The sequence below is a fragment of the Staphylococcus sp. GDY8P120P genome (assembly GCF_017892065.1).
Taxonomy (GTDB): domain Bacteria; phylum Bacillota; class Bacilli; order Staphylococcales; family Staphylococcaceae; genus Staphylococcus; species Staphylococcus nepalensis.
Genome location: NZ_JAESKI010000022.1, coordinates 16,287 through 35,558, shown reverse-complemented (window position 1 = coordinate 35,558; position 19,272 = coordinate 16,287). Strand labels below are relative to the sequence as shown.

Sequence of the window (19,272 nt, the reverse complement as noted above, 5' to 3'; positions counted from 1 at the left end):
TTCCGTTCTGTTCTTTTTTATATGTACTTCATTCTAAAAATGGCAACCAATTTATTTTTAAATTGAATCAGTTACACACCATACCCTAACATCTACGACATTCATTATATTTCACTCTTAAATCACTACATTGCTAAGTGTTCAGCATACTGTTTTTTTCTTTTATAATAATTTTTAACTTTTTTCGGCATTGAGCCACTTTGTAATTCATCTTTAGTAATAATCGGGTAATTTTTAAATACAATAGATCCTATATATCCACAAATGGCGCTTCCAGTAGCACATAAGGATGCAACAAGAACGACAGTCAACGCATTATTGAAACCAAACATAACCATCAAACCAGCAATAGGTGTAGCTGTACCAGTTGCTTCGTTAACTAAACCAAACATAGCTATAATGACACCGGATACTGCGCCGCCCATAAAGTTCGTAAGATAAACAGGAATAGGATTTGCCGTAACAATATCTGCTTGTGATAACGGCTCAATAGCTACAGAAATTGTTGTTTTACGATCTCCAAATTTCATACGCTTAAATAAAACAAAATTCATAAATGATGATCCAAAAACAGCTAAAGCTCCAATTGCCATGGGTGTGCCAGTTAACCCTAACAAAGCGGTGAGTGCCATAGAACTCAATGGCGCAGTTGCTACTACTGTTATAATGCCACCAAGCACTATCCCCATTAAAATAGGACTCGAAGTTGTAGATTCTTTAATAATATTCCCAATTTGCAATAACGTCGCATCTACTACAGGCGCTACGCCTACTGCGATTATTCTTGTAATAGGAGCAATAATAATAATTGAACCTATTAAATCTAAACCATCTGGAAATTTTTGTTCTATCCATTTCATGCCAAAACTTGCTATGTATCCTGCTACAAAACCTGGTAGTAAGTCCATGTTACCGCACGCAACTGCAATAACAAATGCGTACACCGGCGAAACACCCATCGCTAACGCTACTAGTCCAGCTGCAGCAACCCCACCTAAACTTCCAGCTGCATCACCCAGCTGTCCTAAAAAAGGAATACCTAATAGATCCCCACCAACATACTTATGAAAAGCTTCTACTAAAAATGAAGCAATTGCTGCATTCGCGAGGGCGCCCATTGCTTTACCACCATTTGGTGCTTTACTTGTAAATAGTGTAAACAAACATAATACGATACCTAAAAATATAACCCCTAAAAGTAAATTCATAAAAACACCTTCCGTTATTTGTATGCGCTTTCATTTAACAAATATTAGTATATCATAATTTATATTTTACTCAAATCATATTTTATATCAATATATAATTTTTCAAATAAATTTACACTATTCAGAATATTCATTTTTTATATATGTTACACGGCTATTTTTGAACATATCCATATTTTATTTTAAGTATGATTGTAATGTTCTAATGATTGATTCAATCCTTTTACGTTGCTTTTCATTTATGTAAACGACAACTGTCCGTTCATCTATGTCGCTTCTCTTTTTACTTAAATACTCCATTTTAATTAACTTTTGTAATGCTTTCGTTAAGTAATAAGGTTTTAACTCAGAATGTTGGGCGATTTCTTTCGCTGTAACTTCACTTGAATTACATTCATGTAGATAATTTAAAATAAATACTTCTTCATAGTTTAATTTGTGGTGCTTTTTAGTCTGCTTAAAAAATGTTTTTCCTTGTTGATATAATGAGATTAATTCATTTAATTCCTTTATCGTTTTCATAAAAACCGCTCCTTATGTTTTTTCTTGTTGTTAATATACACGAAAGTTTTCTTATCTATTTGTAACATAATTTTATCCTATTCATGCTATTTAATTCAATATAAGTAACTATGAAAAATGTTATGATTTACTACTATTTTTTTAATTTTATTTTTTATTTTCAAAATTTAGTACCTCATACATCCTTTTTATTAATAAGAAATGATTTTTATTGCATTTTCAATTCTAAAATGATTCGTGAACATAATACTTACAGATAAAGTAATCGTGGGTGAATTAAAATTCCAATTTTTCTAAAAAACATAGTTGTTAGAAAATCGTATTGTCGACTATAGTTGGATCAATATTATATTTCTATATCTAATTATGATCATTTATTTTTAATATTATAAAAAAACTTGAGATATAAAATTAAATATCCCAAGCTCTTAAAAAGGTTATAGTTATCTGCACATTTTTATTTATTTTATTCAAATATAAATGATTTTACATCATAAAGTTAAATATCATGCGAAGTAATTATTTCTTTTTACAATCTAAAGTGTCTAAGAAGCTTAGTGCTGCCATACCAGACAAGTCTAATGCATGTTTTGCGCCAGCTTTACCATGGCCTGCTTCAAAATGTTTATATGCTGCAACACCAAGAACTGAAATTGTTAATAGTGAACCAATACGTGATAATCTTTTACTTGCAAAGCTTAATACGAAAAATACAGCACTTAATGTTTCAACTGCGCCTGCTAACGGTACCGCATTTGAAGGTAAATTAAACACACCAGTAAAGGTATCTTTCATTGATTGATCACCTTTTAACTTTGGTTTTGCAGCTCCGTATAATTCTTTTGCTAATTTTAAGTTTGTTAAATAACGTAATATCATTACTTTAATCTCCTTCTATTTGTTTTCAAAATATTTATCTACAACAGGTTTTACCCGCTCAGCCAATAATTTAATTGTACGAATTGTGTTTTCGTGTGGCATGGATCCTACAGGGGTATGCAACATAAAGCGTGATAAACCTAACGTTTCAATCGTATCAATGATTTTATTTGCTACTGTTTCTGGACTACCTACATATAATGCACCATTTGGCCCTGCTTCACGTGCAAAACTATTTTCATTGTATAAAGGCCAACCTCGTTCTTTGGCCAATACATCGTGACTTGCTTTGACTGATGGGAAAAATTCCCGAAACGCTTGTTCATCTGTCTCAGCAATATATCCCCATGAATGTGTTGCAACAGTTAATTTATTGACATCATGACCATAAGATTCAGCTATTGACTTATACATCTCAATATTTCTTTGAAATCTTTTTGGGTCCCCGCCAATTATAGCATAAGTTATCGGTAAACCAAGTGCTCCTGCTTTCAATGACGATTCAGGTGTGCCACCTGTTGCGATTGAAATGGGTAATGAACCATGCTCAACCCTAGGGTAAATGCCTAAATTCTGTATACTTGGTCTAAGATGACCATCCCAATTCACAATTTCATTTTGATTCATTTGCATTAATAAATCAATTTTTTCATTAAAAAGTTGTTCATAATCATTTAAGTTATAGCCAAACAATGGAAATGATTCTATAAATGAGCCTCGCCCAACCATTATTTCAGCTCGCCCATTAGATACCGCATTTAATGTAGAAAAACGTTCATAAACTCTGACTGGGTCATCTGAAGATAATACAGTAACGGCACTGCTCAACTTAATGTTCTTTGTATGTCTAGCTGCTGCTGCTAATACAGTAACTGGGTCAGATACAGCATAATCAGGTCGATGGTGTTCACCTAGACCATAAACGTCAAGGCCATAATCATCAGCAACTTCAATTTCTTCAATAATATTCCTAATCCTTTGGGCGTTACTAATTGCAGGTGCTTTACCTTTATCAGTATATATATCACTATTATCTGCAAATGATGTCAAACCAATTTCTACCTTCATATATTCACCTCGCTTACCAAGTATATTTTTTATACCTATTATATTAAAAGCTTTTCTATTCGGTGTCAATATCAATGTTTAGCAAAATCAAAATACGTCAATCTTGATTAACCCCAATTCTTTATATATGAAATAGTATCAAAATAAAGTAATTAATTTAAATTTTAAATAACTAATTGTTAGCATTAAATAACATTTGTAATTTTCTGTTATTTTACAGCTTTGTAATAAATTAGAAAGCAATATTACACTGAATTCACCTTAAAACGCCATGGCTACAGCCTTAAGACGTAAAATAATCACCCCTTATTTTGTTACATATCCCCCATAATTATTAGAGATAAATTACAAAACGATAACATTGCACACAAAACGACAAATTTCTGATAGAGTAATGCTTGTCGTTAAAACAACGAAAAAAACGAAACATACTATAAACAACGTCATTAGAGACTGAGATAATAAATTTAAAAGCTTTATCATTATTAGGAGGATATTTTACAATGAAAAAAATCGCTACAGCTACAATCGCTACTGCAGGAATCGCTACATTTGCATTTGCGCAAAACGAAGCAGATGCTGCTGAAAATAACAATGGTTATAACCCAAATGACCCTACTTCTTATAGCTATTCATATACTATAGATCAACAAGGTGATTACCACTATACTTGGCAAGGTAACTGGAATCCAAGCCAAGCTGATCAAGCTCATTCAAACTATACTGGTAATACAAATAGTGGTCAAAATAACACTTATGGTTCTACATATGGTACTTCAACTCAATCATATACAGCGAACAACAACACAACAGGTGGCGGTGGTGCTGCTTCAAACGCTACTTCAGACCGCAACATCCAAGTAACTACAACTAGTGCACCATCAAGTTCATCAAGTTCAATTTCAAATACTTCAGGCTCTTCAAATAATTTATATACTGCTGGACAATGTACTTATTATGTATTTGATAAAGTAGGCGGTAAAATTGGTTCAACTTGGGGTAATGCAAATAATTGGGCAAGCGCTGCTGCTGCTTCTGGTTATACTGTAAACAATTCACCTTCTCAAGGTTCAATTTTACAATCATCAACTGGAGCTATGGGACACGTAGCATACGTTGAAAATGTTAACAGTGACGGTTCAATCCAAGTTTCTGAAATGAACTATGGTCAAGGCCCTGGTGTTGTTACTTCACGTACTATTTCAGCTAGCCAAGCTTCAAGCTATAACTACATTCACTAATTAAAATAGTTTATATATCCTGGGACACGAAACAATGTTCCAGGATTTTTTTGTATGTATAGTAGATTGCTAACCAGCAACAAAGCCCTAATAAAAATAGAAAGCTTTTATCCTGTTTTTTATTTAATTTCATAAAAAAGCATCAACTCACTTATTATTTCGTGAGTTGATGCTTCTTTATTTATAACCAATATGCTAGGCTTATCCAATAGATAAAAGCAAGTAAGTAAAGTAATGGAAAACTTTCTGATACTTTATCTTTCACTTGCTTATAGATAACATAGACGCCAAAAGCAAGTAATATAATACTCAATGCCATTCTTGCAACAAGCAATTCTTGTATTGATATAACCACTGTTGATGATACAGGTACCATCGCTAATAACAAGGTTAAAACCACAATCATTATTGTGTAACATATAGTATCTTTTGTCTTATTACGATGAGAATTGACCCAATATAAAATCAAACCAAATATCGTAGTAAGTAATATTTCATGTATAATAGTTGGTTTTTCAAACAAATCGGTTCTATACTGTATCATCGCTACAATATACAATATAAAACCGATTATAAAATAGATAATAGAAGGATATTTAAAATCTTTACCTATATTGAAATATTGATGAATTCCCAATCCTATTAGCAATATCGCTACAATAATTACTAGATACAACACGGAATCACCTCATCCATAGTTTACTTTATCCTTTTTATCTAACTGGTAAACATATTATTATTACTCTCGCTTTAATTTTTAAATGAACAAATGTTTATTTTTTATTGCTAATACAAAAGCACAGCCCGCTTCATTAAAAAAACACCTCCGTATAAATTCAGTTGAATATGAATTTAACGAAAGTGCCTTTATTTTATTTCTAAGTTTTGATATCTGTTCAATTTCATCTCAGATTTTTTACCCTTTTAATGTAAAGAATAATTCAATTTTTTAGCTTTGCTCATGATGCTTACTATGATTCATGGTTAACTTTAGCGCGTTTAATACCAATACCAGTAAAACCATAAAAAATCGCGAATAAAACACATAAATAACAAGGTACAGTCCATATAAAGAATTGATCAACAGACACGCCTAATTGTTGTGTATAATAGATACCTGAAGTACCCCAAGGTATAAGCGGAATAATCATTGTACCTGAATCTTCTAGCGTCCTTGATAGATTCGAACGGTCTATTCCCATCTTATTATACATATCCATCATTAATACGCCTACCATAATAATGACAACAGAAGCAACGCCTGCAGCTAGCACCATCATTAACCCACCTAATACAGTTGCAAGAATTAATGTGCCAACTGAGTTAATATTGCTAGATATTTTATTCAATATAACGTCTAGACATCCTGCTCTTTCTACAATACCTGCAAAGGCGTAACCACAAAAAATAGTGACCACAATTTCAGTCATGCTCATCATGCCGCCTTGTTCTATTAAGCTGACCGCCTTATCAGAAAGTGAATTATCTAAATGTGGTACCATACTTTGATTAAAGCCATCAAAAGTAGCCTTGAAGCCATCAGTCATATTAAATCCATTGTTGAAAGTGCCGATGATTATCGCACTAATGCTTGATATTAACATCGATGGCACTGTAGAAATTTTAAATAACAAACATACTATAATAATAATTAATGGTAGCCACACAAAAAAGTTAATGTTATAAATTGTCGATAACTCTTTAAGCATGGCATTCACTTGAGACGTGTTGACACTGCCTTTGAATTGTAGCCCAGCAAAGTACCATACGATTAACCCGATAATTGATGCTGGTACTGTAGTCCATATCATCGCTCTTATATGAGAAAAAATATTCACTTTTGTAACTAGGGCTGCTAAATTAGTCGTATCTGATAACGGCGACATCTTATCACCAAATACTGCGCCAGCAATAATTGCACCTGCAGCCATACCAGCTGGGATATTTAATTGCGAACCAATTGCCATTAGCGCTATGCCTGCCGTAGAAGCTGATCCCCAAGCAGTTCCGGTAGCAACAGAAGTAATTGCAGCTATGATAAATGCCGATACTAAAAATAAGTTAGGGTTTAAAAATTCTAAACCATAATATATTAATGCAGGCACTGTTCCTGAATACATCCAAGTGCCTACAATAATACCCACTGATAGAATAATAAATATCGCAGGCATTGCTGTTGCTAAACGGTTAGTAATGCCTTCTTCTAAATCTTTCCATTTCAAACCAACGCGTCTCGCAATGATTGCGGCATATGCTGAGGAAAGAATAAGTAACGCTTGGATAGGAATATCAAAAACAACAAATCCTGTAATTACAATAACAATCATTACCAAAATCGTTGAAATTGATTCTAAAAAAGTTGGTTGTCTTTTCATACACATTTCCCCTTATTTATATAAATGGATGCGTTTTTGACTAGTGCAATCCTAACTTATCTTTTCCTAACTCATCAATTGTTAATCCTTCTTCAAAGAAATCGCGTTCTAAAATAGTTGATGCAATGACCACGATGGCGTCTATATTAGGCGTAGGCACGTCAATTTCTCGTCCTAAGCTAGACCATAATACTAAACCATATGCGATATCTTCTGTTAAATAACGATTTTTTACATGGTTAGGTCCTTTAATTTGGGAAAAGACAGGACTTGTGTTAAACAAACGATTTAACGGTTCATCTTCATCCTGTCTTTCTAAATAGCCACGTTCAATACGTGCTTCTTTAGCAGATGATAATTCAAAACCTAATTTTCGCCCCAAGGTTAGTCGCTCTAACTCTACTGCATGTAATAAACGTACTGTATGTTTTGTTATCCCCTCTTCATACAGTGCAAATTCATCTGCATAATCAATTCTACCTACGTTTAATAGTGTGGGACCCGGATGTACTTCAGGGTTACCATTTTCTAAATTTGTTTTCCAAAGACTTTCTTCTTTGACAATGTATGGATATAATGTTTCTATTTTATCAAAGCTATCGCTTAGCTCTTCCTTATCATACGTTGAGAAATGCACTTTTCTAACGTTTAAAGATAAATCCACACGTGCTTCTTCAAAATCTACACGCGTGCCGTAAGTTAACGTATTTACTTCTGCAAATTTAGGCATAACTTCAATTTGCATATCCTCTAATACATTCATAAAACGAATAGAGCCCATAGCAGCAGCGATATTGAAGAATATAAGTTGGTCTTCTGTGATAAACGGTGCCATTGTATATGCATAATGCTCAATAAACGATGATGGTATTACAACTTGAATGACTTCGGCGTCCTCAAGTACATATTCCATATCATCACTGATATCAGTAAATTGTACGAAGCTCTCTTCGCCTTCATTACTGAATGTAAAACCACCTTGTTCTATTGCTTTATCAAATTTATCTATAGACTGGTTTCTACAGTATAATTTGACTTCATGTCCTTTGGTAATCATATCTAATGCTGCAGTAACAGCACCATTCCCTGATCCTACAATAGCTATCTTCATAAACACCCTTCTTTCTCTAAACATTGTGTATTTTTTATTAAACATTACTCTCATGTATAACCTATTAAGAAAAAGAATAAACACTGGCCTTCAACCTATTTAAGTTATCATTAAAAGTAACGCATTGCTTTATAGCATTTCTATATTTTAACAGGATAATAACGCTGTATATAGTCCTATTCAAAAAATTTATAATTTTTTCAAATGATGTGCAACTGATTTTGTTATTTTGTTATAGTAATGTTAAACAAAAGGAGGCAAACTACTTATGACTGAAAATCACACAAATCGTGAAGTATTAAATCAAGAACCGAACAGTGATGCAAGATTAATGGCTACATTAATCTATGTACTTAGCTTTTTCACCACTTTTTTAGCACCACTTATAATTTGGCTTATTAAACGTGAAGATTCTGCATTCGTTGATAGAGCAGGCAAAAATTATTTTAATTTTTTAATTTCATATGTTATTTGGTTTATTATCTCTGGCATTTTAATGCTTATTATTATAGGATTCGTTCTATTTCCTATTGTGGCCATTTTGAACTTTATTTTTACAATTGTAGCTGCAGTAAAAGCATATAATGGAGAAGATTATTTACCACCTCTGTCTATTAGATTTTTTAAATAATTTCAATTTCAATTTTGTGATTTTTTACACGCGTTGTAATAAATCGATTGAGCAAACGCTTATAAGATGCTACTAAATCTTATACTTGCGCACTTTATGCAATATTACAATAAGTTGCGCTTTTGTAACCTCACATGTTGTTTATTACAGCAATATGTGAGGTCTTTTTAATTGTTTTACAAATACGTAACATTCCACACAAACACTTTTTCTTCTGTTATTGTATTAATTGTCGTTGAAACCAACGCGTTAATTAAAAAATTAATTTCTATTCAAATAATATATCTATTTAAAATTCGGGAGGACTTTTTTATTATGAAAAAATTAGTAACAGCAACAACTTTAACAGCAGGAATCGGAGCAGCAATTGTGGGATTAGATCATGGGAACGAAGCAAATGCTGCTGAACAAACAACACAAGTAGATCAAAACTCAACTCAAGCGACATCAAGTTCAAGCTCAAATCTATACACTGCTGGCCAATGTACTTGGTATGTATTTGACAAAACAGGTGGCGACATTGGCTCTACATGGGGAAATGCAAATAACTGGGCATCTGCAGCATCCGCAGCTGGTTACACAGTAAACAATTCACCAGAAGCTGGTTCTATCTTACAATCTAGTGAAGGAAGCATGGGCCACGTAGCATACGTTGAAAATGTAAATAGTGATGGTTCAGTAAATGTTTCTGAAATGAACTATAGTGGTGGGCCATTCTCAGTAAGCGAACGCACAATCTCAGCAGGTGAAGCTAGCTCATATAACTATATTCACCTTAACTAAGATTATTTTTCAAAATATTATTTGGGAGTCAAGCTGGTAAAGTCTCGTACTTTATCAGCTTTTTTTATTGAATTGCCCTTTACATATTGCAGCCAAATTAAAAATTTGAGAAAATAGTAGCGTTTAATGTGAATAAGGAGGTTGAGACAAATGCAGTGGTTTAAAGTTATTTTGGCAGGCATCATAGAAATATTATGGGTAACTGGTTTAAACACGGCTGATTCAGTTTGGAGTTGGACAGGCACGATTATCATTTTAATTTTAAGCTTCTATTTAGTCATTTCAGCTTGTAAATCATTACCTGTTGGGACAGTATATGCTGTGTTTGTAGGCATTGGCGCAATTGGTACTGTACTCGTTGATATGATATTTTTCGGTGATGCATTCAACGTGATTAAGATAGCACTGGTTATTTTACTCGTAATAGGTATTATTGGCTTAAAACTAACTACAGAGGAGGCTGAACAATAATGGCTTGGACGATACTATTTATTGCTGGTCTACTGGAGATTGTTGGTGTCATTATTTTAAATGAAATCGCACGTACTAAAAGAAAATATTCGTAGTTTTTTTAGCCCTCGCCTTTATTTGTAGTTTTAGCATGCTTAAATTGGCAATGTCTAGTGGTATTCAAATGGGGACGGCTTATGCTGTTTGGAGCGGTATAGGCACTGGTGGCGGAACGCTAGTCGGGATGCTCATTTATAATGAATCTAAAAATATTAAACGTGTAGGTTTTATCTTCTTAATTATTTTAGCAATTGTAGGTTTAAAACTGGTTAGTTAAACTATCTTACTTTAGATTCATATCGCCGATGATAATAAAATTCTTTTTTGTTTATTCGGTTTATAGTCTGTGATATAAATCAATATACTAAAGCGTTTATTGATATTAGTTTTTATACTGACATCGGCCAACTTCGAAATAAAGTGATACTAAATTATGGTACAAATGTTTAGCTTTGCTACGCTCCGAATTAACTGTAACTTGATCAGTAAGCAAATGCTTTTAAATATAGGTTATTTTTACCTCGCTTATATGATAATATAAATTAAATTAATAACCTTTTTAATTGGCTTACAACGTAAAAATTTGTTTACTATTATGAAATTTACTATACTTTAGGTAAAGGAAGTGATTATACATGGTAAAAGTTTATATTGCAGGTCCAATACCTGAAGTTGGTTATAATTTATTAAAAGAGCAAGGTTATGAAGTAGATATGTATGAAGGCAAAGGTATTGTTGATAAAGAAACCTTAATTCAAGGTGTGAAAGATGCGGACGCTTTAATCAGCTTACTATCTACTAATGTGGATCAAGATGTAATTGATGCAGGTTCAAATCTAAAAATCATTGCAAACTATGGGGCTGGTTTTAACAACGTGGATATTGAACACGCAAAACAAAAACACATCGATGTGACAAATACGCCCAAAGCCTCAACAAATTCTACTGCCGAGTTAACTTTTGCGCTTGTACTCGCTGTAGCAAGACGTATTCCTGAAGGTGATAAATTATGTCGTACAACAGGATTTGATGGATGGGCGCCACTATTCTTCCGCGGTAGAGAAGTTTCTGGAAAAACAATCGGTATCATTGGTTTAGGAGAAATTGGCAGTGCAGTAGCCAAACGTGCTAAAGCATTTGATATGAATGTACTTTACACAGGCCCTAACCAAAAAGTCGATAAAGAACGTGAAATTGGTGCTAAATATGTTGATTTTGAAACACTTTTACAACATTCAGACTTCATTACAATCAATGCTGCATATAATCCAAGTTTACACCATCAATTTGATACTGAGCAATTCAAAATGATGAAACCAACAAGTTATTTAATTAATGCAGCGAGAGGTCCAATTGTTCATGAGGAAGCTTTAGTTCAAGCACTTAAAAATAAAGAAATCGAAGGCGCTGCCTTAGACGTGTTTGAATTTGAACCAGAAATCAACGATGAACTCAAATCATTAGATAATGTTGTTATCACACCACATATTGGTAACGCGACATTCGAGTCTCGTGATATGATGTCAAAAATTGTAGCTAATGATACAATTAGCAAACTGAACGGCGACCATCCTAAATACATTGTGAATTAATTAAAAAATACCAAAAGCCAGAAAGTACTTATAAACTGTACTTTCTGGCTTTTTATTATTTTTACTTTTCTTTAGATTTATATAAGAATTTGGTTTGGTTAGATATCAGTTGATTCGGTATGATTTGCGCTATTTTATTTCTCACTTTAACCACAAATTTATTTGTTCTTTGAGCAATTTTGCCTATTTTTCTAGAACGTTTAATGACTTTCTTCGTATGCTTGACCCGTAATTTATTATAACGTTGCAATGCCATATCAAAATCGTATGTTTGTATGCAATTAGCTAAAACAATAGCATCTTCCATTGCTTGACCTGCGCCTTGTCCCATATTGGGGGTCATCGCATGTGCTGCATCTCCAAGAAGCACTACGCGTTGGTATACAAACGTTTTTAGCGGGTTTAAATCATACATGTCATGTAATAATATATCTGTTTCGCTTTGTTTATCTAGAACTTGTCTGACTTCATTAGGAAAATGATTAAATCTTGCTTGTAAATGCGGTTTTGCAAATGCGTGTATCTTAGTATCATTTTCTTTAGCTGTTATTGAAATAAACCAATAAGCTTGGTTATTTAATAGAGGCACGATGCCTACTCTGCCTTTTGAAGACCAATATTCTTTAGCCACATTGCCATCCTTAAGGTCTATTTCATCTACTAAACCTCTAAATACTGTATAACCTTGATAAATCGGTTTATTATTTGGCGCGACAGCTTGTCTTGTATTAGAATGAATGCCATCCGCACCTATACATAAATCAAAGGATTGTGAAGGTTGCTCGGAAAATTGTAACGTTACTTTTAAGTCACCGTTTTCAATATCCGTTACATAATGGTTTGTAAAAATTGCGCTATCAGGTACATAAGATTGAATTACATCTAATAAACTTTGGCGTGACATCGTTAAATTAACAGTGTTTTTTTTCAATTTAATTTTTGACAATGGGTTTGCTTTTTCATCAAGTACTTCCATGACATCAACCACTTGTCCTATATTTTTAAGTCCTTTTGCTAAATCATGATTATTTAATTTATCAATCACGTTGCCACCAATGCCAATACCAGCCCCTAGTTCAGATACTGCGTCTTTTTTTTCAAACACACTCACATCATGACCTTGTTCTATTAATAAAGCTGCTGCAGTTAAACCGCCTATGCCTGCACCAACAATTGCTATTTTCATCTTAATTCACTCCAACTTTCCCTAGTCTTTTAAAAATTTCCATACTTCATTATTAAATAATGACATTGTTTTTAATACCCAATGATATAATAACATATAAAAAAGAAAACAAATCCACTAATAAAACAATATTGTCTTTTTATATTGAATCCATTATAGGTAATAATCTTTATTGATATCATCTTTTTTAATACCTAAATTTTTATAGAAATGTTTCATAAACCATGCGATATTTTCATCCCAGTCTACATCACTCGCGTATTGATGTTCTCCTGGTTCTTTTGGATTCCATCTCATTTGATATAAAGAAATCTGCTTATTATTAAAATAATTATTTCTTACAAATTGGGCGCCCCCCATAATTGCTTTATCGGGAGAAGTCCAAGCTTGTTTTTTAGCAAAACTGCTTCCAGTATGGACAGCATTTTCATCGAACGCACCTATTCCAAAAAAGTTATAATATTTTTTCCCATTGTCTTCAATACCTTTAGCTAATTCAGATTTACCATTTCCTGTTTCTACTAAGGCATGGCTTATTAAATATAAAACGTTGACTTCATATTTATCTTGCGCTTTTAGGAAAGCTTTACCTTTTCCTTTTAACACGCCCTTACTTTTTAAAATATCATTCACTTCATCTTCAGATAACGATACTTTTTCAGAAATATCCATGTGGTTCAAATCATCTTGGTCACTGTTTACATCCATTGCTTTACTAACATCTTTCGTTGAAGCTTTTAGAAATTTACCATCTTTTTCTTTCATATTTAAAGTACCAGAACCAACTTGTTTATCTACCGCCTCATCAAATGTATGCGTTTTTTGTTTTTCAAACAAAGATGTTTCATTTATGACTAACAAAATAACAAATATTACTATAATTAATATCAATAGTATTAATGGTATTCGCTGTTTAACACGCTCATTCATTATATAAAAAACTCCCTATTTTACATTTTATTTAGTTAGTGTGAAATAAGCAAAAGCAATTGCCACAAGCACAATAATAAAAGAAAGATTAATAGCAATGCGCATGCCCTTTTTATGTCTAAATAAAGTGTTGAATATCACTAAACTGATTGCTAATGAAACAACAAACATAGTAATAGCCATAACAATATTTAAAGTGATTAAAAAAATAATACCGATAACTAAAAATATGTTAGATATGATAGCCATCGTTTTTACCATTTTTGGGTTAATAAGACTTCCACTCCTTGTAAAATATTCTAAATATATCGCTCTATTAACTGAAATTGTATCATATTTGCCTATCTTTCAGTATGTCATTTTTAATATAAAAAATTAGCACTCATGTGAGCATTTCACATTGAGTGCCAATTTGATTATACCTACATTCAATTATTTTTACTCTCTTGACATACCTCTAAGCATATTTAACATATATGTTAAACTACGGTTCATCTCATCGTCTTTAAGTACGCCCATCAAGCCAGTGATAGATGTTTTTTGATTTGGGCTCGCTTGGTTAGCCACACTTAAGCCCTTGTTTACTTTGTTTAACATTTGGCTTAAATCATTAACATTTAAATCACCCAATAAAAAGACAAGTGAAGCCATATTTGTAATTAGACCAGTGTATTGCTCTTTATTTAACTCTACTGAGAATTTATTAGCAATGACACCTCGGCTTTTTACCATACCTGATAATGCATCGAGTAATTTAGCTTCATCTAAAGTACTAATAATATTAATCGCTTTCATAATACTATCCTTATTTGCTGCAATTGCGTCTGTTACTTCAGCTAAACTTTCTTGCTTAATCTGCGCTTCTGACTTTTGCATGCGTTTAATATGCGTTATTCTCTCTGCCATTACCTATTCACCTTACTTCCTGGGAAAGTATAGTCGTCACGTTTCCACTTATCTTCAACACGCACACTGTATTGTGGTTGTCTTTGTTTGTTGATACGGAAGTTTGTTGGATTCAATGGAGATTTACCTCTCCGTGTTTTAACTTCCATACGACAGCTTGTACGTTTATATGAAGGTGTGTCTGTATCTTTGTCCACATCGCTGTTAGTCAATAAGTTAATAGCGCCTTGGTCACCATTTATCATTGCGTCATTATTTAATGGAATATAAATTTCTTTACCTTTCACTCTATCTGTAACGTGTGCAATAAGTTCTGCCTCGCCACTGTCTGAAATTAATTTAACTTCTGCCCCTTCGTGAATATCTCTTTCTTTAGCTAATTCTGGGGAAACCTCAACAAACGGATGAGGCACTTTGTATGCAATGCCTGGAACTTTATAAGTCATATTTCCTTCATGGAAATGTTCCAATAAACGACCGTTATTTACATGTAAATCATATTCTTCATTAACTTTAAAGAAGTTATCAAATGTTAATGGATAGAAGTTCGCTTTACCATCTTCAAAGTTAAAGCCATCTAAATACAATGTTGGTTGGTCTGTGCCATCTTCGGCTACAGGCCATTGAAGGCTATTGTATCCTTCTAATCTATCGTAATTAACACCTGAATATGATGGTGTTAATCTAGCTATTTCATCCATTATTTGGCTAGGGTGCGTATAATTCCAATCATATCCTAATGTTTTAGCAATTTCCTGAATAATTACCCAGTCTGGTTTCGATTCACCTTTAGGTTCTAATGCTTGGTATAAACGTTGAATACGACGTTCAGTATTTGTAAATGTTCCTGTTTTTTCCAATGAAGGACTTGCTGGTAAAACAACGTCAGCGTATGAAGCAGTGAAAGTGAAAAATTCATCTTGGACTACAAGGAAACCAACTTTTTCAAGCGCTGCTTGTACATAATTGATGTTTGAATCGACGATGCCTGTATCTTCACCGTATAAATATAATGCATCAATTTCTCCTTCGTGAATCCCTTCCATCATTTGGTGATTATCTTTACCAGGGACACTTGGTAAGGTTTGGCCATATTCTCTTTCAAATTTAGCGCGAATTTCATCGTCCGCTACTGCTTGGTAACCAGGGAATTGATCTGGCATACTACCCATGTCACTACAACCTTGCACGTTATTATGACCACGTAGTGGATACGCGCCAGTACCAGGTTTTCTATAATTTCCTGTAGCTAACAATAAGTTGGAAATTGAAGTTGATGTATCACTACCAATATCTTGTTGTGTTACACCCATTGCCCATGCAATTGAAACTGTTTCCGCATTAACCATTTGGTGTGCAAAGTCTATTAAATCTTCTTTAGGAATACCTGTTGTATCTTCTGCAAACGCCATTGTATATGGCGCTAATGATTTATAATATTCATCAAAACCATTTACCCATTCATCAACGAACGCTTTATCATGTAAATCATTGTCTATGATATATTTCGTTACAGCTGATAACCAAACTAAATCTGTACCTGGTTTAGGTTGATAGAAATTGTCTGCTCTTTCTGCCATCTCATGTTTACGTATATCAAATACATTTAACGTATTGTTATATAATTTATGTCCTCGCTTAATACGCGAAGCAATAACTGGATGTGCTTCAGCCGTGTTAGTACCAATTAAAACAACCATGTCAGCAATCTCAAGGTCATCAATTGAACCAGAATCACCGCCATGCCCTACTGTTCTAAATAAACCTTTTGTAGCTGGTGCCTGACAATAACGAGAGCAATTATCTACATTGTTTGTGCCAATGACTTGTCTAGCAAGTTTTTGCATTAAGTAAGATTCTTCGTTAGTTGCTTTAGAAGAAGAAATAAATGCTAAGGCATCTGAACCATGAGACGCTTTAACTTTTTTAAAGTTTTCAGAAACTACTTTTAGTGCTTCTTCCCACTCTACTTCTTCAAATTGATCGTTTTTACGTACTAATGGTTTAGTTAATCTTTCTTCTGAATCAATATAATCCCAACCAAATTTTCCTTTAATACATGTTGCAATTTTGTTTGCTGGGGATTCATGTTGTGGTTGTACTTTTATTACTTCTCTACCTTTTGTCCATACATCGAAAGAACAACCAACACCGCAATATGTGCATACAGTTTTAGTTTTCTCGATGCGCTCTTCACGCATAGCTGCTTCTGAATCAGATACAGCAAATAATGGACCATAACCTGGCTCTGCCTTTTTAGTTAAATCAATCATAGCTGCAAGAGAACCTGGCTCTAAATCTGTCATATAACCAGCATTTCCTTCCATCTTCACTTCCATCATTGCATTACACGGACATACCGTCGCACATTGGCCGCATCCAACACATGATGAATCATTGATGGATGTATCATTGTCCCAAATAACACGTGGTTGTTGACGTTCCCAATCAATTGTCAGTGTTTCGTTGACTTGAACGTCTTGACAAACTTCAACACAACGTCCACATAATATACATTGGTCTGGGTCGTAACGATAGAAAGGACCATAATCTTTTTCATATGGTTTTTCTTTATATTCATACGTTTGGTGTTCTAAACCCCATTGGTCCATTGTATTATGAATTTCGCAATCGCCGTTGTTATAATCACACACTGTACAATATAGCATGTGATTTTCTAAAATACGGTCTAATGCTTCTTTTTGGCTTGTTTGTACATTATCATTTTGTGTATTTACTATCATTGGTCTATCTATTGTCGTACTACAAGCACGCTGCATTTCGCCATCAATTTCGACAGTACATGTATCGCAAGTTTCTATAGGACCAAGCGATTCGTTATAGCATATAGAGGGTACAAAAGTATCTTGTGACTTAATAAATTGTAGTAAGTTTGTACCGGGTTCTACAAGATAATCTTTACCATCTAATGTAATAATTAAATGTTCCTGCATATTCTTCACCCCTATTAATGTTTGTTAAGCCCATGTTTATTCTTCAAAGATGTTTAATAACATTCCATCTTAAAAGCCCCACACTTTTTTGGTAATGTTAATTACATTGTATAGGTATTTCATCAAAATGTTAAGGTTTTCTACTATTTTCTCTCTGTTTTATTTAAATGTTAATTGATAGTGTTAAATATTAATTAATCAAAAAAGACATTCTCCATAAAAAAAAAGACAAAAAACACCCCTCAAAGTATTTTTATTGTTTACTTTGAAGGGTGTTTGTGTGATCAAATCAGACATATTTATTTTAGTCAGATGCCCAAGTTATTTTTGACGCTTGCCTCAATTTCAGTTAATGAACTTTGGCTAGGTATAAAGTAATAAAGACCGTCGTCTTGAATACCACCCTGTCCTTCTAATTGATGACGGTGCACATTATCATTTGCATCTTTATAATTTCCTCTAACTTTATTAAGTTCACCTAAAGTTAAATCTGTTTTAACATTATCTTCAACATGGTTCATCAATGAATTAAAGTGCGTTACTGAGCTAATACTTGTCAACTTATTTGCTAAACCTTGTATGACTAATTGTTGACGTTCTTGTCTGCCAAAATCTCCGCCAGCGCCTTCTTCTTTACGGCTTCTAATGAAAGCCATGGCTTCCTTACCATTCATGTGCGATTTTTGCCCATCATTAAATTGAAAACCATCATAAGAGAAAGTTGCATTACTTGTAACTTCAATACCACCCACGGTATCAATCATATCTTCCATGCCATCCATATCAATCGTGGCATAATGATCGATTGGAACATTTAATAATTTTTCAACTGATTTCACTGCCATGTCAGGCCCGCCATATGCATAAGCATGATTAATTTTTTCTGTTGTCCCTTTACCTACAATATCGGCTTGCGTATCTCTTGGTATGCTAACAATTTCAGTTGTTTTTTTATCTGGGTTGATAGATAGCACCATGATTGTATCACTACGTTGACCCCCGCCATTAGCATCTCGCTTGGCATCTGAATCAACACCAAATAAAGCTATCGTAAATGGATCCCCATTATTCAAATTGACATTTTTATCTCTTAAAGACGATTTATCTCTATCTAACGGGTTATGTATTGCCCCACCTACAGAAAATATTTTAAATCCTAAATAAATAACTGCTAAAATTGCTAAGATAATCAGTATGCCAAAGAACCATAAAAATATTTTTGTCGGTAATCCCATTTTCTTTTTACTGTATTTATCAGAACGATTCACCTTTTCATTCTCCATTCTATATTCAATTTTCTGTTTTATTATAATTAATTACTGATTATATAGTAATTAATATGAATGAACATGGTTCTTTAGTCCTATCATTAAATG

The 19,272-nt window shown here is 33.4% G+C and carries 18 protein-coding genes and 1 pseudogene; 6 read left to right on the top strand and 13 right to left on the bottom strand.

The window, feature by feature from the left end:
• Positions 1-125 precede the first annotated feature (125 nt).
• From KA900_RS12050 to KA900_RS12035, 4 genes are all read right to left on the bottom strand, one after another.
• A complete protein-coding gene (locus KA900_RS12050) occupies positions 126-1,208 on the bottom strand; it encodes a PTS sugar transporter subunit IIC (RefSeq protein ID WP_096808638.1) in 1,083 nt (360 codons plus the stop codon).
• A 177-nt stretch (positions 1,209-1,385) separates the two neighbouring features.
• Entirely contained in the window at positions 1,386-1,730 is a 345-nt protein-coding gene (locus KA900_RS12045; protein WP_096808637.1) for a transcriptional regulator, SarA/Rot family, read from the bottom strand.
• Between the two features lie 519 nt (positions 1,731-2,249).
• Entirely contained in the window at positions 2,250-2,609 is a 360-nt protein-coding gene (locus tag KA900_RS12040) for a DoxX family protein (RefSeq protein WP_107644132.1), read from the bottom strand.
• A 15-nt stretch (positions 2,610-2,624) separates the two neighbouring features.
• Positions 2,625-3,677, bottom strand: coding sequence for an LLM class flavin-dependent oxidoreductase (locus KA900_RS12035; protein ID WP_107644133.1), 1,053 nt, complete (start codon positions 3,675-3,677; stop codon positions 2,625-2,627).
• Positions 3,678-4,180: 503 nt separating this feature from the next.
• Between KA900_RS12035 and KA900_RS12030 the strand changes: the two genes are divergently transcribed.
• A complete protein-coding gene (locus KA900_RS12030; protein ID WP_096808634.1) occupies positions 4,181-4,918 on the top strand; it encodes a CHAP domain-containing protein in 738 nt (245 codons plus the stop codon).
• 181 nt (positions 4,919-5,099) lie between these two features.
• Here the strand turns inward: KA900_RS12030 and KA900_RS12025 are convergent, their stop codons facing one another.
• From KA900_RS12025 to KA900_RS12015, 3 genes are all read right to left on the bottom strand, one after another.
• The gene (locus KA900_RS12025; protein ID WP_096808633.1) at positions 5,100-5,597 is read right to left on the bottom strand and encodes a hypothetical protein; all 498 of its coding nucleotides are present in this window, start codon (positions 5,595-5,597) and stop codon (positions 5,100-5,102) included.
• 292 nt (positions 5,598-5,889) lie between these two features.
• Positions 5,890-7,293, bottom strand: coding sequence for a Na+/H+ antiporter NhaC (gene nhaC, locus KA900_RS12020; RefSeq protein ID WP_096808632.1), 1,404 nt, complete (start codon positions 7,291-7,293; stop codon positions 5,890-5,892).
• Between the two features lie 40 nt (positions 7,294-7,333).
• A complete protein-coding gene (locus tag KA900_RS12015) occupies positions 7,334-8,404 on the bottom strand; it encodes an NAD/NADP-dependent octopine/nopaline dehydrogenase family protein (RefSeq protein ID WP_119487690.1) in 1,071 nt (356 codons plus the stop codon).
• A 268-nt stretch (positions 8,405-8,672) separates the two neighbouring features.
• On the opposite strand from KA900_RS12015, the gene KA900_RS12010 reads away from it, so the two are divergent.
• From KA900_RS12010 to KA900_RS11990, 5 genes and pseudogenes are all read left to right on the top strand, one after another.
• A complete protein-coding gene (locus KA900_RS12010) occupies positions 8,673-9,035 on the top strand; it encodes a DUF4870 domain-containing protein (protein WP_096808630.1) in 363 nt (120 codons plus the stop codon).
• Between the two features lie 315 nt (positions 9,036-9,350).
• A complete protein-coding gene (locus tag KA900_RS12005) occupies positions 9,351-9,818 on the top strand; it encodes a CHAP domain-containing protein (protein WP_096808629.1) in 468 nt (155 codons plus the stop codon).
• A gap of 150 nt (positions 9,819-9,968) precedes the next feature.
• Complete coding sequence (locus KA900_RS12000; RefSeq protein ID WP_103372795.1) at positions 9,969-10,289, top strand: DMT family transporter; 321 nt, start codon at positions 9,969-9,971, stop codon at positions 10,287-10,289.
• Positions 10,289-10,605, top strand: a pseudogene (locus KA900_RS11995) (DMT family transporter). Before KA900_RS12000 ends, KA900_RS11995 begins: the two are co-directional and overlap by 1 nt.
• Before the next feature lie 358 nt (positions 10,606-10,963).
• Complete coding sequence (locus KA900_RS11990; RefSeq protein ID WP_096808627.1) at positions 10,964-11,920, top strand: 2-hydroxyacid dehydrogenase family protein; 957 nt, start codon at positions 10,964-10,966, stop codon at positions 11,918-11,920.
• A 61-nt stretch (positions 11,921-11,981) separates the two neighbouring features.
• Here KA900_RS11990 and KA900_RS11985 read toward each other — a convergent pair whose 3' ends face one another.
• From KA900_RS11985 to KA900_RS11960, 6 genes are all read right to left on the bottom strand, one after another.
• Entirely contained in the window at positions 11,982-13,106 is a 1,125-nt protein-coding gene (locus KA900_RS11985) for an FAD-dependent monooxygenase (protein WP_096808626.1), read from the bottom strand.
• 153 nt (positions 13,107-13,259) lie between these two features.
• A complete protein-coding gene (locus KA900_RS11980) occupies positions 13,260-14,036 on the bottom strand; it encodes an N-acetylglucosaminidase (protein WP_096808625.1) in 777 nt (258 codons plus the stop codon).
• A gap of 27 nt (positions 14,037-14,063) precedes the next feature.
• Positions 14,064-14,297 carry a hypothetical protein gene (locus KA900_RS11975; RefSeq protein WP_096808624.1) on the bottom strand — a complete coding sequence of 78 codons (234 nt, stop codon included), beginning with the start codon at positions 14,295-14,297 and terminating at the stop codon, positions 14,064-14,066.
• Positions 14,298-14,474: 177 nt separating this feature from the next.
• On the bottom strand, positions 14,475-14,942 hold the full coding sequence (locus tag KA900_RS11970; protein WP_096808623.1) for a helical membrane plugin domain-containing protein: 468 nt from the start codon (positions 14,940-14,942) through the stop codon (positions 14,475-14,477).
• Positions 14,942-17,896 (bottom strand): formate dehydrogenase subunit alpha, encoded by a 2,955-nt coding sequence (fdhF, locus tag KA900_RS11965; protein ID WP_103372793.1) that lies wholly within the window; start codon positions 17,894-17,896, stop codon positions 14,942-14,944. The genes KA900_RS11970 and fdhF overlap by 1 nt, the downstream gene beginning before the upstream one ends.
• 308 nt (positions 17,897-18,204) lie before the next feature.
• Positions 18,205-19,179: an LCP family glycopolymer transferase gene (locus KA900_RS11960; RefSeq protein ID WP_170006832.1), complete on the bottom strand. Its 975-nt coding sequence runs from the start codon at positions 19,177-19,179 to the stop codon at positions 18,205-18,207.
• Positions 19,180-19,272 lie beyond the last annotated feature (93 nt).

Coding starts and splice junctions, on each gene's coding strand:
- KA900_RS12010 (WP_096808630.1), top strand. CDS start 8,673: ATGACTGAAAATCACACAAATCGTGAAGTATTAAATCAAGAACCGAAC.
- KA900_RS12000 (WP_103372795.1), top strand. CDS start 9,969: ATGCAGTGGTTTAAAGTTATTTTGGCAGGCATCATAGAAATATTATGG.
- KA900_RS11975 (WP_096808624.1), bottom strand. CDS start 14,297: ATGGTAAAAACGATGGCTATCATATCTAACATATTTTTAGTTATCGGT.
- KA900_RS12030 (WP_096808634.1), top strand. CDS start 4,181: ATGAAAAAAATCGCTACAGCTACAATCGCTACTGCAGGAATCGCTACA.
- KA900_RS12040 (WP_107644132.1), bottom strand. CDS start 2,609: ATGATATTACGTTATTTAACAAACTTAAAATTAGCAAAAGAATTATAC.
- nhaC (WP_096808632.1), bottom strand. CDS start 7,293: ATGAAAAGACAACCAACTTTTTTAGAATCAATTTCAACGATTTTGGTA.
- KA900_RS12045 (WP_096808637.1), bottom strand. CDS start 1,730: ATGAAAACGATAAAGGAATTAAATGAATTAATCTCATTATATCAACAA.
- KA900_RS11985 (WP_096808626.1), bottom strand. CDS start 13,106: ATGAAAATAGCAATTGTTGGTGCAGGCATAGGCGGTTTAACTGCAGCA.
- KA900_RS11960 (WP_170006832.1), bottom strand. CDS start 19,179: ATGGAGAATGAAAAGGTGAATCGTTCTGATAAATACAGTAAAAAGAAA.
- KA900_RS12005 (WP_096808629.1), top strand. CDS start 9,351: ATGAAAAAATTAGTAACAGCAACAACTTTAACAGCAGGAATCGGAGCA.
- KA900_RS12035 (WP_107644133.1), bottom strand. CDS start 3,677: ATGAAGGTAGAAATTGGTTTGACATCATTTGCAGATAATAGTGATATA.
- KA900_RS12015 (WP_119487690.1), bottom strand. CDS start 8,404: ATGAAGATAGCTATTGTAGGATCAGGGAATGGTGCTGTTACTGCAGCA.
- fdhF (WP_103372793.1), bottom strand. CDS start 17,896: ATGCAGGAACATTTAATTATTACATTAGATGGTAAAGATTATCTTGTA.
- KA900_RS12050 (WP_096808638.1), bottom strand. CDS start 1,208: ATGAATTTACTTTTAGGGGTTATATTTTTAGGTATCGTATTATGTTTG.
- KA900_RS11990 (WP_096808627.1), top strand. CDS start 10,964: ATGGTAAAAGTTTATATTGCAGGTCCAATACCTGAAGTTGGTTATAAT.
- KA900_RS11980 (WP_096808625.1), bottom strand. CDS start 14,036: ATGAATGAGCGTGTTAAACAGCGAATACCATTAATACTATTGATATTA.
- KA900_RS11970 (WP_096808623.1), bottom strand. CDS start 14,942: ATGGCAGAGAGAATAACGCATATTAAACGCATGCAAAAGTCAGAAGCG.